Here is a 14,540-nt window from a genome sequence, read left to right on the forward strand (position 1 = left end):
ATTTTAGCCTTAATGAAGGTGTTCCCAATGCTTATTAGCATTCCTCTATTTTTTATTGGGATTTTTATTTTTCTTTTTTATCTTAATGACAGGAAGAGATTTAGAGGTTTTTAAAGGGATGGTACACTTTGGTACCATCCCTTTAACTCTTTATGATAATAGCTGCTCTAGTTCGTTTAATTTTTCTTCGAATACTTTACATGCGTTTCTTATTGGGTCGGCGCTGGTCATGTCTACACCAGCTTTTTTAAGAACTTCAATTGGGTAATCAGAGCTTCCTGAACTTAGGAAATCGATATAGCGTTTAACAGCTGGCTCACCCTCTTCAAGAATCTGCTTGCTTAATGCTGTTGCTGCACTATACCCGGTAGCATATTGATATACATAATAATTGTAGTAGAAGTGAGGAATCCTTGCCCACTCTAAGCCAATTTCTTCATCAATCACAATATCCTCATCACCAAAATACTTCTTGTTTAAGGCATAGTATTCACTTGTTAATGAATCGGCTGTCAATGCCTCATTATTTTGGGCTTTTTGATGAATGATATGCTCATATTCAGCAAACATCGTTTGACGGAATACAGTACCTCTGAAGCCTTCTAAATAATGATTTAATAAATAGATCCTTTTTTGTTCATCATCAATGGTTTTTAATAAATAATCATTTAGCAGTGCTTCATTACAGGTTGAGGCCACTTCTGCAACAAATATGGAATAGTTTCCATATGGATAGGGCTGATTCTTCCTTGTATAGTAGCTGTGAACAGAATGGCCGAATTCATGTGCCAATGTAAACAAGTTATTCACATTATCCTGCCAATTCATAAGAATATAAGGATTGGTTCCATAGGCACCGGAAGAATATGCTCCACTGCGCTTTCCTTTATTTTCGTGAACATCTACCCAGCGGTTTTCAAAGCCTTCTTTTAAAATTTGTGAATATTCCTCACCTAATGGTGCAAGCCCTTTTACAACGAGCTCTTCTGCCTCCTTATATGGAATTTCCATTTTCACATCTTTTACTAGCGGCGTATATAGATCGTACATATGCAATTCTTCTACACCTAACACTTTTTTGCGAAGTTTGACGTAGCGGTGCAATAAATGTAAATGATCGTTTATGGTGTTAACAAGATTATCATAGACACTTTCCGGAATATTATTTGCAGAAAGTGCTGCATGCCTTGCAGAGTCATATTTTCTAATTCTTGCATTAAAATTATCCTTTTTCACATTACCGCTAATCGTACTGGCAAAAGTATTTCGAAAATTACCATAGGTTTCGTAGACTGCCTTAAAGGCGTCACGGCGCACTCTTTGGTCACCACTTTCTAGGAAGCGGATGTATCGGCCATGCGTAATCTCAACCTCTTCACCATTTTCATCTTTAACGGAAGGAAACTTTAAATCTGCATTATTTAACATTCCAAAGGTGTTACTAGATGCATCCATGACTTCACTTGCTTCTGCTAGCAATGCTTCCTGCTCTGCAGACAAAACATGTGGTCTCTGGAGGTTAATCTCCTCAATGGCATGCTCATAAAGTTTTAATTCTGCTTTCTCATTTAAGAAACCGTTAACCTTACTTTCTTCTAATGAAAGAATCTCAGGAACAATAAATGCTAATTGACTCGCTGCTTGAGAGTACAGATTCTTCATCCTGTCATCTAGTCCCTGGTAGAAGGAATTAGTGGTGTCCTGATCATAGCGCATATGGGCATATGTATAAAGCTTTCCGAGCCGCTCAAGAAGCTTATCTTGAAATTGAAGAGCACTATAAAGAGTATCTGCACTCTCTCCAAGCTTTCCTTCAAACTCTTTAATGCCAGAAATTTGGTTCTTTACTTCTTGAAATTCAGTTTCCCAATCTTTATCACTAGCAAAGATATCTTCCAATCTCCAGGTATCTTCAACAGGTATTTCATTTCTTTGTGGCAATGCTTTCACTGCTGCTTCATTTGCCATATTTCTTCCTCCATTCAACATTTTTCAGAGTAAAAATTTTTAACCCCTGTTAATATTCTCCTTTTTTCATGCTATTTCCTTTAATAAATTAGATTTACCCATTATATTATGCCCTAAGATGCTATTTCATTTATATTTTCGAAAGGATAAACTTATTTTTTTGAAGAAATTCATTCCTTCTCTCTTCTTTTTCACGATTTGATTGAGGAATGTAAATTCTATTTTTTAGTTGATACAGCGTTTCACTTTTTTTTATGACTAATCCTAGTCTCTCTAAGTGAAGGAAATACTCTTTTACCGATATAATAGAGGTTTCACCCGGAACTTGTGGTAATTTTCTTATGATAATCTCATTGGACTTAATTCTTCTGTTGAATTTTCTTTCGACATCGTTCAAATCAATTAGATCATAAGGTAATTTATCCTCTAGAGAATCTAAATACAAGTATGTCTGCCAGACAACAGCAGGTGTTTGGATGAGAAGAGAATGACTAACCGGCAAGCCGATTTCAGGCGGCAGTAAATATAAGTTGAGGTTATGATGATAAATTTCGCGAAGAAAACCCTTTTGTACGGGGCTGGGATGAAGTGACCAGTTTATTGTATTTTTCTCATTTTCATAAAACCATTTTGAGATATTAGAATGAGAATTCAAATTTGGTTCTAGTAATTCTACAATGCCAGTATCTTGAATAGAACGATGGAAGCTATTTGCGATTGCATTTTTAATGGAATAAGGAAGAATTGAACTGAGGATTTGAAATTGTTTCTCTTCGGGGCAATAAGAAGGAAGTATAAAATGCCCGTCTTTTGTTTTTCTTAGAAAGAAATAATGGAAGTTTGAAAGCGAAAAAATATTACTTCTTTTTGCTTTAATATGCTTACTTCCTATTATCCAGAGTGGGATGTATTTTTGTTGATAATACGCCTCCGTTCGCTTCATAAATAGTTCTTCGGCTATTGGAGAACATTGAAATTCCAAAGCATACTTTTTCCCGTCATTCTCGAACATAATATCAGGACGCTGCCCGATTATGGGATCATAATATTCTAAAACTGCAGGGATATGCTGCTTAACAAGCCATTGATAAAGCTGGAGCTTTCCTTCCATATGATACTGCGTTTCACTTTCATATATATCTCTGCATACAGTACCGCTTCGATGTGCAAAATGGTAAATTCGTTGATTCCCTAATTTAAGAGATACTGCTTCCCCACAAACAGGACAAAAAAACTCCTCTGTATTCCGAAGAAACAATAAACTTTCTTTCCTATGATTATGTCCCAAGTTAAAAATTGTACCTAATCTTGTTTTTGCTGTCAGCAAAATGATATCACCCTCCTTGTTTTCTATCTTATCATTCTTGGTGTCACTCAATAAATCCTCTTTATTGAAAAAAAGAAACCCGTCAATTTTGACGAGTTTGTGAACTTAAAGAAGCGGTGATAGCAGCCTGGCTGTTGACTCAATTAACCGTAATCCAATATGTCTCTTCCTAAAAGAAGACAATTCAAGCTGCCTCGCAGATTCTAAATCATTTATATATTCTGCCACTAGTTTTTGGGTACTCTTTGTACGAAATAAAAAAGCATTAACCTCGAAATTCAAATGAAAACTACGCATATCCATATTCGAAGTGCCAATTGATGCTAGTTCATGATCGACAATAATGATTTTACTATGCATAAACCCGCGTTCATATTCATAAACCTTAACACCCGCTTCTAGAAGCTCGGGAAAATAGGATCTTGAAGCATGAAAGACAATTCGTTTATCTGGGGCGTTAGGCACAAGTAGTCTCACATCAATCCCGCTTAAAGCAGCCACTTTTATTGCAGAAAAAATATCCTGGTCTGGAATAAAGTATGGGGATGCAATCCAAACCGATTTTTTTGCGGAAGTTATCATAGAAAAAAATATATTTTTAATTACACTCCATTCATTATCCGGGCCGCCGGCAATTAACTGGACTCCTCCATGATTTTTATCATCTACCTGCGGAGACAAATATTCTGCAGTTAAAAAGCTATGATTGGTCATATAATACCAATCCTGCAGAAAAATCAATTGTAATGATCTTACAGCCTCTCCTCTCACCATTAAGTGGGTATCCCGCCAAAAGCCAAAGTGTTTATTTCTGCCTAAGTATTCATCACCAATATTAAGTCCTCCAACAAACCCAATCGTCCCGTCAATCACGATAATTTTCCGGTGGTTTCTAAAATTAAATTTGTTATTTAAAATTGGTACCTTAACAGGTCCAAAACAAACCGTTTCTATCCCCGCTCTTTTCAGGTCGTTAATATACTCTTTTGATAATTTCCAAGAACCCACTGCGTCATAAAGGAATCGTACCTTTACCCCTTGTACAGCCTTTTCAATTAATAGCTCTTTGATTTCTCGGCCAATCCCATCATCTCGAACGATATAATACTCCATATGTATATGATGTCTGGCTCTATTCAATTGCTCAAGGATATGTTGAAAGGTTTCCTCCCCATTGGTTAGCACCTTCGTTGCCGTATCAAAAGAAATAGGACTATTCCCTAATTTTTGTGCCAATGTAAACAGCCTCGCCTGATGTTCCCCCATTAAACTAAGCTTTTCATCACTGCGCGGGTCATTTTCACCCTCCACCGTTAAAAAAGCTTGTTTATCGAGAAAATACTTCTTCCGGTACATTTTCTCCTTTCGATGATTCCTTCCGAATAGTAAATAAAAGAAAAAACCAACTAAAGGAAAGCTTCCTAAAACAACTAACCAAGTAATAGTTTGTGTAGGATGGCGATTTTCAAGGAAAATAACAAACGAAATAAAAATGACAGACAGTGTCATTAAAAGGCTTAGGAACCCCAAGATTCCGCCTGCTAAATGATCCTTTAAGAAAAACAATAGTATGGATAGAAATATCACAAACAAACCGATTCTAACTGTATTTTTCAGCCTCATCACCGCCATTTAAAAAATACAAAGTAAAAAATACCGATTTCAATAATAGAAATCGGTACGTTTATTTAAAATGTTTTCTAATTTCAGCAAACACGTTCTTAGAAATAATCTCTTTGCCATACTCCTGAATACGATGGATGGTTAACTGTGTTTCATACCCATACTCTAACAGGATACTTAGGATATCATCAATTTCGTCCTCTTCAAACAAATCTTCTGGAAACTCAGTATATAAATAATATTTATTATTAAAGCTATACAACACTGTTTGTAAATCATCTAGACCGCCCCGATTTGACAACATAATTACATCTTCAAAATCTTTGAAGGCAATTAAAAACTCTAAAGACTCCTCTTCCATTAAAAGGTCATCATCTTCGCGTTGTCCTGGATTGAAATGATGGTCCAAGATATCTTCAATATTATTATCAACAGGTAAATCCTTTAATTTCTCATTAGGAATTGGCAGCTCAAACTTTTGTCCATCCTTTGAAACCTGTGCTTTTGTCACTAGAATTTCCAAACCTTTTTCTAACGCCTGGACTTGAATCCACAGTGGACCTTCTACCACAAACTCTTCCTCTTGATGAACCTCATCCATCATTTCCCAGAAAAGCTCCTCACTTCGCTCACGATTGTACCAAATTTCCTCACGATCGAAGCCTCTTTCCTCTATATCACCATAAGAGATGTAAAACTTTACTGTATTCTCATTAATTCGTTCGATTTCCATCTTCACCTCTCCCTTCCGTTTCCATATTGAAGGGACTAAATACCCCCAGCAGACAAATGCTTTATGCAATTACTAAAATTGTTAGGATTAATTTGTGAGATAAAAAAGAATGTAATCCTTGTACTTTCATTTTATGACAAAAGTTTTCTTTTGGGAAATAAATTTACTTCTAATTGCAAAAACCATTAATTTGCCTATTAATTAGATATTCCTTATATTGTAACAAAATGACAGAGAAATCTCAAACCAGATGACACTAAGGGTATAAAAAAAGCCTTCAGCAATGAAGGCTTACTCATATTTGTTTAATTTACCATACGCTGTGCTTCTCTTAATTGGAAAGTTCGAACTCTCCTCGGTAAAAAACGCCGGATTTCATCTTCGTTATATCCAACTTGTAAACGCTTTTCGTCAATAATTATTGGACGACGTAATAATCCAGGATTCGCCTTAATTAATTCAAATAAGTCTTGCAGCGGCATTGTATCTAAGTTTACATCTAATTTTTGAAATGTTTTAGATCGTGTAGATATAATTTCGTCTGTACCATCTTCAGTCATTCGCAGGATTTCTTTAATTTCTTCAATTGACAACGGCTCAGAAAATATATTTCTTTCTGTATATGGAATCTCATGTTCTTCCAACCATGATTTCGCTTTCCTACATGATGTACAACTTGGTGAAGTGTATAATGTAACCATTCGTCTCCACACTCCTCATTTTATTACTATCGATATCTATAGTAAATCCATCTAGTTTTTGTATCTTGATTAAAATTATTATAAATAAGTAATTTATATCATTAATTATACACCACTGTTTCTAAAAAAGGTATCCTTTTTTCAAAATTAATTGAATGTCCAACTCATTATATTAGACGGTTAAATATCAAAAAAGTTTCATACTTTCTATACCCCAAGATATTCTCAATTAAACCTCAATGAGTGAAAACGCCTTCATTTTTATATAACTTTTAATGTTTTTATTGCATTACCTCTTTTAATAACGCTCAAGTTCTTTTAAAATATAAATAAGGGTAATAAACAAAACAAACAGTTGATTCTAACTTTTGTTTGAATATGGAGGTTTTATCATGGGTGGTTACATAGCTGATTTATCTATGGTTGCTATTCTAATCATAGGTATTACTGCACTTATGGGAGTAATGACGAACGGTTTTGGAGAAAATGTTTTCGGAGGAAAAAAACGTTCTGAATTTGTTGACCAAAGTGCACGGTTCCAAACACAGTGGAAAAAGGTCGGCGGGAAGAAGAAGTAATCCTTAACACACTTGATTCACACTTTGCATTTATTTATAATAGTGATAATAATAATAAATAAATTATTGCTTTAGCGATGACAAAGAGTAGTACGTATTTTTAACCGATTCAGAGAGTTTGTGGCTGGTGAAAACAAACACGGAAAAATACCGAATGGACTTTTGAGCTTCTTTTCCGAACTTCTAATGATTAGTAGGAAAAGACGTTGACCTTGCGTTAAAAGGATAACAGACTATCCATTCAGATAGTTCTGGAATTGAGTGACTCTTTTTGAGTAATTTAGGGTGGTACCGCGAACCATTCGTCCCTATTGTTTTTAGGGATGAATGGTTTTTTTTATTTAGATATATAAATTTAGGAGGATTTCGGTCATGAAAACAATTTTTTCAGGAATTCAGCCAAGCGGCACGATAACACTTGGAAATTATATTGGAGCGATGATGCAATTCGTTGAATTACAGAATGATTATAATTGCTACTTTTGCATCGTCGACCAACATGCGATAACTGTCCCACAGGACCGTTTAGAGCTTCGGAAAAATATCCGCAGTTTAGCTGCCCTCTACCTAGCAGTAGGCATCGATCCACAGAAAGCAACCTTGTTTATCCAGTCAGAAGTTCCAGCCCATGCTCAGGCAGGATGGTTAATGCAGTGCATTGCCTATATTGGTGAATTGGAAAGAATGACTCAATTTAAGGATAAGTCAGCTGGTAAAGACGCGGTTTCTGCAAGCTTATTAACTTACCCGCCATTAATGGCTGCTGACATTCTTTTATATAATACGGATCTTGTTCCGGTTGGGGAAGATCAGAAGCAGCATATGGAATTAACGCGTGATTTAGCGGAAAGATTTAATAAAAAATATGGGGAAGTTCTAACCATCCCTGATATTCGCATTCCAGAAGTTGGTGCACGGATTATGTCGCTGCAGGAACCAACAAAAAAAATGAGCAAATCTGATCCAAATAATAAGGCGTTTATCACACCATTAGATGATCCAAAACAAATCGTGAAGAAGATAAAGAGTGCTGTTACAGACTCTGAGGGTATTGTTAAATTTGATAAAACCAACAAACCTGGGATTTCTAACTTACTATCTATTTACTCCATCTTAGGCAATAAGACCATTACAGAGCTTGAAGAAATGTATCAAGGCAAAGGATATGGCGATTTCAAAGGAGATTTAGCACAAGTAGTGGCAGATGTATTTGAGCCAATTCAAGAAAAATATAATAACCTAATGGAATCAACAGAACTAGATAGAATCCTTGACGAAGGTGCCGAAAAAGCAAACCAAGCAGCAAGCAAAACCCTTAAGAAAATGGAAAACGCAATGGGATTAGGAAGAAAAAGAAGATAAAAAAAGTCCGGTCACGAAAGATTAATCGCTATCTTTCGTGACCGGCTTTTTAATTTACTTTCGGGCCGTGCTCCATTTCCCATAGCTTTTCAAAAAATGGCTGACCTTTTATTAGATTTTCGCAAAATGTTTCATGTCGTTTAGACCAGCCGTATTTCGTTTCCTCGAATAATTGCTGCCAAGCACTTTCAAAGTTTAATTCCTGGATAGCAGAGTAACGCTCTGGGCACCATTCCGTAAACCAGTAACGGACTTCCGCTTCGTTCTTAGATGTATGTAATTGATCTAGTGCCATAAATAACAACTGCTTTAGCTGACGCTCCTTGCGGGTTAGACCAGTCATTAATTCTGGCTCAGGTGATAAAATATGGAAATCCTTTTCGACTGTACTCTTTTGAAAATGGTATTGTTTCGCCTCATGATTGGCAATCATCTCGTACACTAGCTGCTCTTGTCTAGGGATAAGCCGGCTTTTTCTAATTGGTATTGAATATCCAATTGTATCAACAGCTAATATTCCTACCCCATCTGTAACCACAAAGCAATATTCGAGTTGGACTCTTTCATGATTTTTTCTTAAATAAGCCTTTTGAAAAATATCATCTAGAAGCTGTTGAGGTAATTCCGAGAGATCGTTCTCAATATAGTGAAAGAGAATCGGTTCTACTTTTAACAAAGGAGCCTGGTCTAACAGCTCTACACCATCATCTTTGCGCCATTCATGAAAGTGGCACACATTATATCCATTTTCTTCACCTTCAAACCAATTTACCCAAACATCATGAAGATACAACATTGTACAACCCCTCACTTCAAGAAACTGTTTGTCAATCAGTATGGGCAGACATAAGTTAATTTATTCCTTAGTTGGAAGGTATAAAAAAAAAGCCTATTTTTTTCGGCTTTTTTTAGTGGAGTTATGTTCGGCACTTATATATTTCCTTGCAGGCATAGTAAAGGAAACTTTTGTAGAGTAAGAATTAACTTTATAATAATTTTCAACAATCTTAAACCCAGCTGCGTATCCTAGTAATTTAGGAATTCTTCCTGACCCAAATAGTAAATCATCGTGTTTTCTATCACTTTTTTTCAAATCCAAATGGTCATGTAAATATCTATCCCATAAATTTTCCAATTCAGCATCAGTATACATGGTACACCAGTCTGCTAAATAGTTTCTCCCGCAATGTACCAACACAGCGTATTCTGCAAGCCCTTCTATGATGATTGAGTCCAGCAAGGTATAATCTTCAAATCTTTTAGTTTGTTTATTTAACCTGCAAATATGATGGTATTCATGTACAAATAATGCCTCTAACTCTCTACTGGTTAGTCTGTTTGAGAGAAATAAAAACATTTTATCCGGATAGGAGACTCCACCCTTAACTTTTTCTTCCTGTCTAAAAAAAAAGCTTCTTTCTTGACCAATTGGAAACAGATAGATTGGGATATCCGGACCACCCCATCTCCTTTTATATTCCTGAAAAAAACTATCCACTTCCTCCCAAACCAGGTTTTCCTTCATCGAATTGAAAATTTCCTTGGTCATTCTGGATGCTCGATACATCCCGAAATCGGTTAATTGATTATAGATTTTTGGAGCACTTAGCCCTTTAAAAGCAGGGAGCAGCTTTTCACAAATTTTTGCAGGACGATCAAACTCCTCCTCTAGCCATTTATCCGTTCGAATGATGCCCATTTCCTCACTCCATACTTTTCATTATTTTACATTTTATGAATGATAAAGTAGGAGGTTCGGGTGTTGTCATCCCCTTCAAAGAAAAAAGCCGACCAGAGTTACCTGGTCAAGCCGTTTATTTTTCGTATTTCTTAAATACAATTGTTGCATTGTGGCCGCCAAAGCCTAACGAGTTGCTCATGGCTGCTTTAATTTCTTTTTGACGTGCCTTATTTGGGACATAATCTAAATCACATTCTGGATCTGCTGTTTCGTAGTTAATTGTTGGAGGGAGAATGCTTTCTTTCATAGCAAGTACAGTAAAGATAGCTTCTACACCGCCTGCTGCGCCAAGTAGATGGCCAGTCATAGATTTGGTTGAACTCATTGCCAGCTTATATGCATGAACTCCAAATACTTCTTTAACTGCCAATGTTTCAAATTTATCGTTATACTCAGTGCTCGTACCATGAGCATTAATATAATCGATTTCTTCAATATTTAGTCCTGCGTCGTTAATAGCCATTTTCATCGCGCGAGCACCGCCTTCACCACCAGGTGCAGGTGCTGTAATATGATAAGCGTCACCCGTTGCACCATAGCCAACGATCTCTGCATATATTTTTGCACCGCGGGCTAATGCGTGCTCTAACTCTTCAAGCACCACAATACCTGCTCCCTCACCGATTACAAATCCATCACGATTTTTATCGAAAGGTCTGCTTGCAGTATTCGGGTCTGGATTTGTGGAAAGAGCTGTATTCGCACAGAATCCAGCTACAGACATTTTAGTGATTGGCGCTTCCGCACCGCCCGTAATCATCGCATCAGCGTCACCCCGCTGAATGACTTTAAAAGCGTCCCCAATTGAATTGGTTCCTGTTGCACATGCTGTCACCGTACAGGAATTAAATCCTTTTGCACCTAATCTTATCGAAACCTGACCTGTTGCCATGTCTGGAATTAGCATCGGTACAAAAAATGGGCTTACCCTGCGATAACCTCTTTTTTGAAAAATCTCATACTGTTCTTCAAATGTTTCCATTCCGCCAATCCCTGAACCAATCCAAACTCCAATTCGAGGGGCATTTTCATCAGTTATCGTTAGCTTTGCATCCTCAACAGCCATCAGTGAAGCTGCAACCGCATACTGTGTAAAACGATCCATTTTCCTTGCTTCTTTTCTATCCATATAGGATTCTGGGTTAAAGTCGTTAATCTGTGCAGCAACCTTTGCAGGATACTCCTCTGCATTCACTCTAGTTAATGGCCCGATTCCAGACTTTCCTTCAATAATCCCTTTCCACGTTGTTTCAACATCGTTTCCAAGCGGGGTAACCGCTCCTAAGCCTGTTACTACAACCCTGCGCTTTTCCATTGAGACATCTCCTTTATTACACTTCATTGTATATCAAGCAATTTGCCTTTATTTTCCCCATCTAATGGCTATGGCACCCCAAGTAAGTCCGCCGCCAAAGCCAACCATTACAATAAGATCATCGTCTTTTATTTTCCCTGCCTCTAATTCCTCAACGATAGAAATCGGAATAGATGCTGCTGAAGTATTGCCGTATTTATGAACTGTTTTAGACATTTTTTCAATCGGAAGTTCAAGTCTTTGTCTAGAAGCCTCCATAATACGGATATTAGCTTGGTGAGGAATAAGGAAATCCACATCCTCTTTTGTCAGCCCAGCCTTTTCGAGAACATTAATACAGCTTTCACCCATTTGGCGCACCGCAAACTTAAAGACTTCCCGTCCATTCATGATAATATACTCATCTTGGTATAAATGCTTAGCACCTGTACCATCTGCACCCAATTCAAAGGAAAGGATACCTCTGCCTTCTGAAACTTCTCCCACAATTACTGCGCCGGCACCATCACCAAATAGGACCGCAGTGTTACGATCATTCCAGTCGGTAACCTTTGAAAGTTTTTCAACACCTACCACCAAGACATGCTTATAAACTCCAGATTCAACAAACTGCTTCCCTGTAACGATACCATACATAAAGCCGGCACAAGCGGCACTTACGTCCATTGCCGCAGCTTTTTTTGCACCTAACCGTTCTTGGAGCATACATGCAACAGAAGGGAATGGCTGGTCTGGTGTCACGGTTGCAACTAAGATTAAATCGATATCTTCCGGTGTAATTCCTGCATCTTCAATTGCTTTTTGCGCAGCTGCAAAACCCATATCAGAAGTGTTTGTATTATCGTCTGCGATACGACGTTCTTCAATACCTGTACGTGTTCGAATCCATTCATCTGATGTATCCATTATTTTTTCTAAATCTGCATTAGTTACTATTTTTTCTGGTAAATACCTTCCAATTCCAATAATTCCAGCGTTCAAGGAATCATCTCCTTATATAATTCATCTTAAATTATTATCAATTATTATGACTTGGTACTAATTTTATCAAATAAAAGTATAGTTAAGCAACAATTAAATAAACCTTCCCCGCTTATGACCATACCATATGTTCATATATTTCATAATCTAAAGGAGAATCATATAAGGAGGGGCTAAAAAGATGGGAAATGAAAGCCATCGAGATGATCGCTTTTCAAGAATGATGTTTGGTGATCGAAGACAGAGTATACGGGAGAATCATCATAGTGTTCCTGAATCGAATCCATCTTCACTAGATATTGAATCAATACTGGAAAACATAAGCAAATTAAGGGATTCCTCCCAAAATCTAAAACCATTATTTCAGATGGTGTATCCTTTCGTACAAGGATTTTTGAAGAAAAAGTAAGCTGCCGCAATCCGCGGCAGCTTTTTCTGGGTTTCCTAAATACGTTTCTTAAAGTTACTAAGCAATTTAACGATAAAGACGATGGGCATGGTCAATTTGCTTTGTTAAAGCAATAGGTATAGGTACGGAACTTTGTACTGTTATTTTTGTTAGGTCACCTTTTTCAATAATTTTTACGTTTCTTTCGGTTGAGTCTTGTTGATTGATTCCTAAAAAGGAAGCACATATATCCCACTGATTTTTCTTTCCACTTTGAAGTAAATATCTGCCTGATCGCTTATCTTCAATTATTTTTATTATCGATTCCACTGCCTCTTCAACAAAAAGAGCATCGCAAGTCTCTTCTCGCAAACCTATAAATGGATTCCTTCTATCCATTTCTGAAAGGATTTTATGTTGAAACAAAAATGTATCGGGTTGCCAAGGTCCGTATATAGTAGGTAAATAAAGCAAATGAATGTCTTTACCTGCCGCACTTCTTAAAAAATTATTGATTATCAAATTAGATTCTGGAGCAATTTCATCTGTTAGCAGCTGGCTTGGAGCAAAAATAACAAGCTGTTCCCAATTACCTTTTTTAATAAAGTCCTCATTTAGTAAGAAATCTTCCTTATAGCACATATATAAGTCGTAAATGGAGAGTATAACTGTCTCACTTCCGTCTGAATCCTTTATTATTTCTCCTATTGATGCCTCAGTAAAGTTAGCATTTCGTCCGACTTCTAACCTTTTCTCAACAAGAATATCATTTTCTTCTGTTTCAATCTGTATACCCTTAACTTCTATTCCTTTATCAAGCAATGCTTTGCATACATGAAAATTCACAAAGTCAAATACTCCAGCAATAACGACCTTGTCCATTACAATTCCTGCCTCCCCAAGCTTCTTTATTGAATCCTATGCGGATTCATTCAGAAATATATCTTCTTAAGGGGAGGTAGTATGTTAGAGCACCTTCTCATATTGATTGAAGAACTTTTTAATCATGCTTCCAAGCTGCTGCTTTTTTTCTGGAACAATATAGGTTGGGCTAATATCGGTGTTCGCTAGTAATTGCTGTAATTGTTTGGATTGATTGTATGATTTACCACTTGATAAGACATGGATAATTTTTAAAGGTACACCTGATTGCAAATTCACTTCATCCCCCATATTTTCAAGTTCCTGGGCAAGAGTGAGCTGATCGAGCTTATGAGCAGCAGTCAGTTCCCTTATTAATTTTTTATAAAAAAACTTATGTTCTTTTTCAAGCTCAATATGTTTTTTTAAGGAAAGTATCGGGTTTAGTAAAACGACCGATCTTAATTGACCTTTCATCTTTTCCATTAATTTTACGGCAACAAGCGCTCCCATTCCCTCAGCTATTAGATGGACTTTATTATTCAAAATTTCACTTCTAATTACCTGTTGGTACAGCCTTTGTGCAAGATCTACCGCTTGATCACTTCCCCAGTTTCGCCCATACAAATTTGAGGAAAAGATAGTATATCCTGATTGTCTCAATTGATTGATAATAGCCAGCTTACCTTCATTTTGAGTCCAAAAGCATTTGCTTTCATCCACAAAATGCCTTTCATCTCCAATTATTAATACTCCAAAACCTGTGGGCTTTTCAGGGTAATGGATGATATTCCACTGGGTATCCATCTGAAAATTCCGGTTCTCCATCGCTAAATCTCCTTTTACATATTTCCTCAAAATATTGTATGTGATTTCACATGAGATGAAAGGGAATATAGCCTAGCAAAAACCATCCAACTAGTGTTTTTATTATAAATGGAAAGGTATTAGGTGAATGTCAA

14 protein-coding genes and 1 other annotated feature are annotated in these 14,540 nt (G+C 36.7%); of the genes, 3 read left to right on the plus strand and 11 right to left on the minus strand.

The features are described 5' to 3' along the window. Positions 1–150: 150 nt before the first annotated feature. The 5 genes from pepF to spxA form a co-directional block, all read right to left on the minus strand. A complete protein-coding gene (gene pepF / locus H0184_RS02865) occupies positions 151–1,968 on the minus strand; it encodes an oligoendopeptidase F (protein WP_221820669.1) in 1,818 nt (605 codons plus the stop codon). Positions 1,969–2,098: 130 nt separating this feature from the next. Continuing rightward, complete coding sequence (locus H0184_RS02870) at positions 2,099–3,346, minus strand: competence protein CoiA (RefSeq protein WP_221820671.1); 1,248 nt, start codon at positions 3,344–3,346, stop codon at positions 2,099–2,101. Positions 3,347–3,400: 54 nt separating this feature from the next. Then, positions 3,401–4,912 (minus strand): cardiolipin synthase, encoded by a 1,512-nt coding sequence (gene cls, locus H0184_RS02875; protein WP_221821289.1) that lies wholly within the window; start codon positions 4,910–4,912, stop codon positions 3,401–3,403. A 67-nt stretch (positions 4,913–4,979) separates the two neighbouring features. After that, positions 4,980–5,651, minus strand: coding sequence for an adaptor protein MecA (mecA, locus tag H0184_RS02880; protein WP_221820673.1), 672 nt, complete (start codon positions 5,649–5,651; stop codon positions 4,980–4,982). 305 nt (positions 5,652–5,956) lie between these two features. Then, entirely contained in the window at positions 5,957–6,352 is a 396-nt protein-coding gene (spxA, locus tag H0184_RS02885; protein WP_045519743.1) for a transcriptional regulator SpxA, read from the minus strand. A 392-nt stretch (positions 6,353–6,744) separates the two neighbouring features. Here spxA and H0184_RS02890 point away from each other — a divergent pair, with 392 nt between their 5' ends. Beyond that, the gene (locus tag H0184_RS02890; protein WP_221820675.1) at positions 6,745–6,930 is read left to right on the plus strand and encodes a hypothetical protein; all 186 of its coding nucleotides are present in this window, start codon (positions 6,745–6,747) and stop codon (positions 6,928–6,930) included. 68 nt (positions 6,931–6,998) lie between these two features. Continuing rightward, positions 6,999–7,243: a binding site (T-box leader), on the plus strand. A 59-nt stretch (positions 7,244–7,302) separates the two neighbouring features. Beyond that, entirely contained in the window at positions 7,303–8,292 is a 990-nt protein-coding gene (trpS, locus tag H0184_RS02895; RefSeq protein WP_221820677.1) for a tryptophan--tRNA ligase, read from the plus strand. Between the two features lie 49 nt (positions 8,293–8,341). On the opposite strand, the gene H0184_RS02900 is transcribed toward trpS, so the two are convergent. The 4 genes from H0184_RS02900 to H0184_RS02915 all read right to left on the minus strand — a co-directional run bounded on the left by H0184_RS02900 (position 8,342) and on the right by H0184_RS02915 (position 12,329). Continuing rightward, positions 8,342–9,088 carry a YjbA family protein gene (locus H0184_RS02900; RefSeq protein ID WP_221820679.1) on the minus strand — a complete coding sequence of 249 codons (747 nt, stop codon included), beginning with the start codon at positions 9,086–9,088 and terminating at the stop codon, positions 8,342–8,344. Positions 9,089–9,181: 93 nt separating this feature from the next. Continuing rightward, a complete protein-coding gene (locus H0184_RS02905; RefSeq protein WP_221820681.1) occupies positions 9,182–9,991 on the minus strand; it encodes a DUF2268 domain-containing putative Zn-dependent protease in 810 nt (269 codons plus the stop codon). Positions 9,992–10,106: 115 nt separating this feature from the next. Then, the gene (fabF, locus tag H0184_RS02910) at positions 10,107–11,348 is read right to left on the minus strand and encodes a beta-ketoacyl-ACP synthase II (protein WP_221820683.1); all 1,242 of its coding nucleotides are present in this window, start codon (positions 11,346–11,348) and stop codon (positions 10,107–10,109) included. Between the two features lie 48 nt (positions 11,349–11,396). Beyond that, positions 11,397–12,329 carry a beta-ketoacyl-ACP synthase III gene (locus H0184_RS02915; protein WP_221820685.1) on the minus strand — a complete coding sequence of 311 codons (933 nt, stop codon included), beginning with the start codon at positions 12,327–12,329 and terminating at the stop codon, positions 11,397–11,399. A gap of 181 nt (positions 12,330–12,510) precedes the next feature. Between H0184_RS02915 and H0184_RS02920 the strand changes: the two genes are divergently transcribed. Further along, entirely contained in the window at positions 12,511–12,738 is a 228-nt protein-coding gene (locus H0184_RS02920) for a hypothetical protein (protein ID WP_221820687.1), read from the plus strand. Positions 12,739–12,804: 66 nt separating this feature from the next. On the opposite strand, the gene H0184_RS02925 is transcribed toward H0184_RS02920, so the two are convergent. After that, positions 12,805–13,599, minus strand: a complete 795-nt coding sequence (locus tag H0184_RS02925) for a hypothetical protein (RefSeq protein WP_221820688.1) — start codon at positions 13,597–13,599, stop codon at positions 12,805–12,807. An 84-nt stretch (positions 13,600–13,683) separates the two neighbouring features. Beyond that, entirely contained in the window at positions 13,684–14,406 is a 723-nt protein-coding gene (locus tag H0184_RS02930) for a lipase family protein (protein ID WP_221820690.1), read from the minus strand. Positions 14,407–14,540 lie beyond the last annotated feature (134 nt).

This window comes from Neobacillus niacini (assembly GCF_019749295.1).
GTDB lineage: Bacteria > Bacillota > Bacilli > Bacillales > Cytobacillaceae > Neobacillus > Neobacillus niacini_D.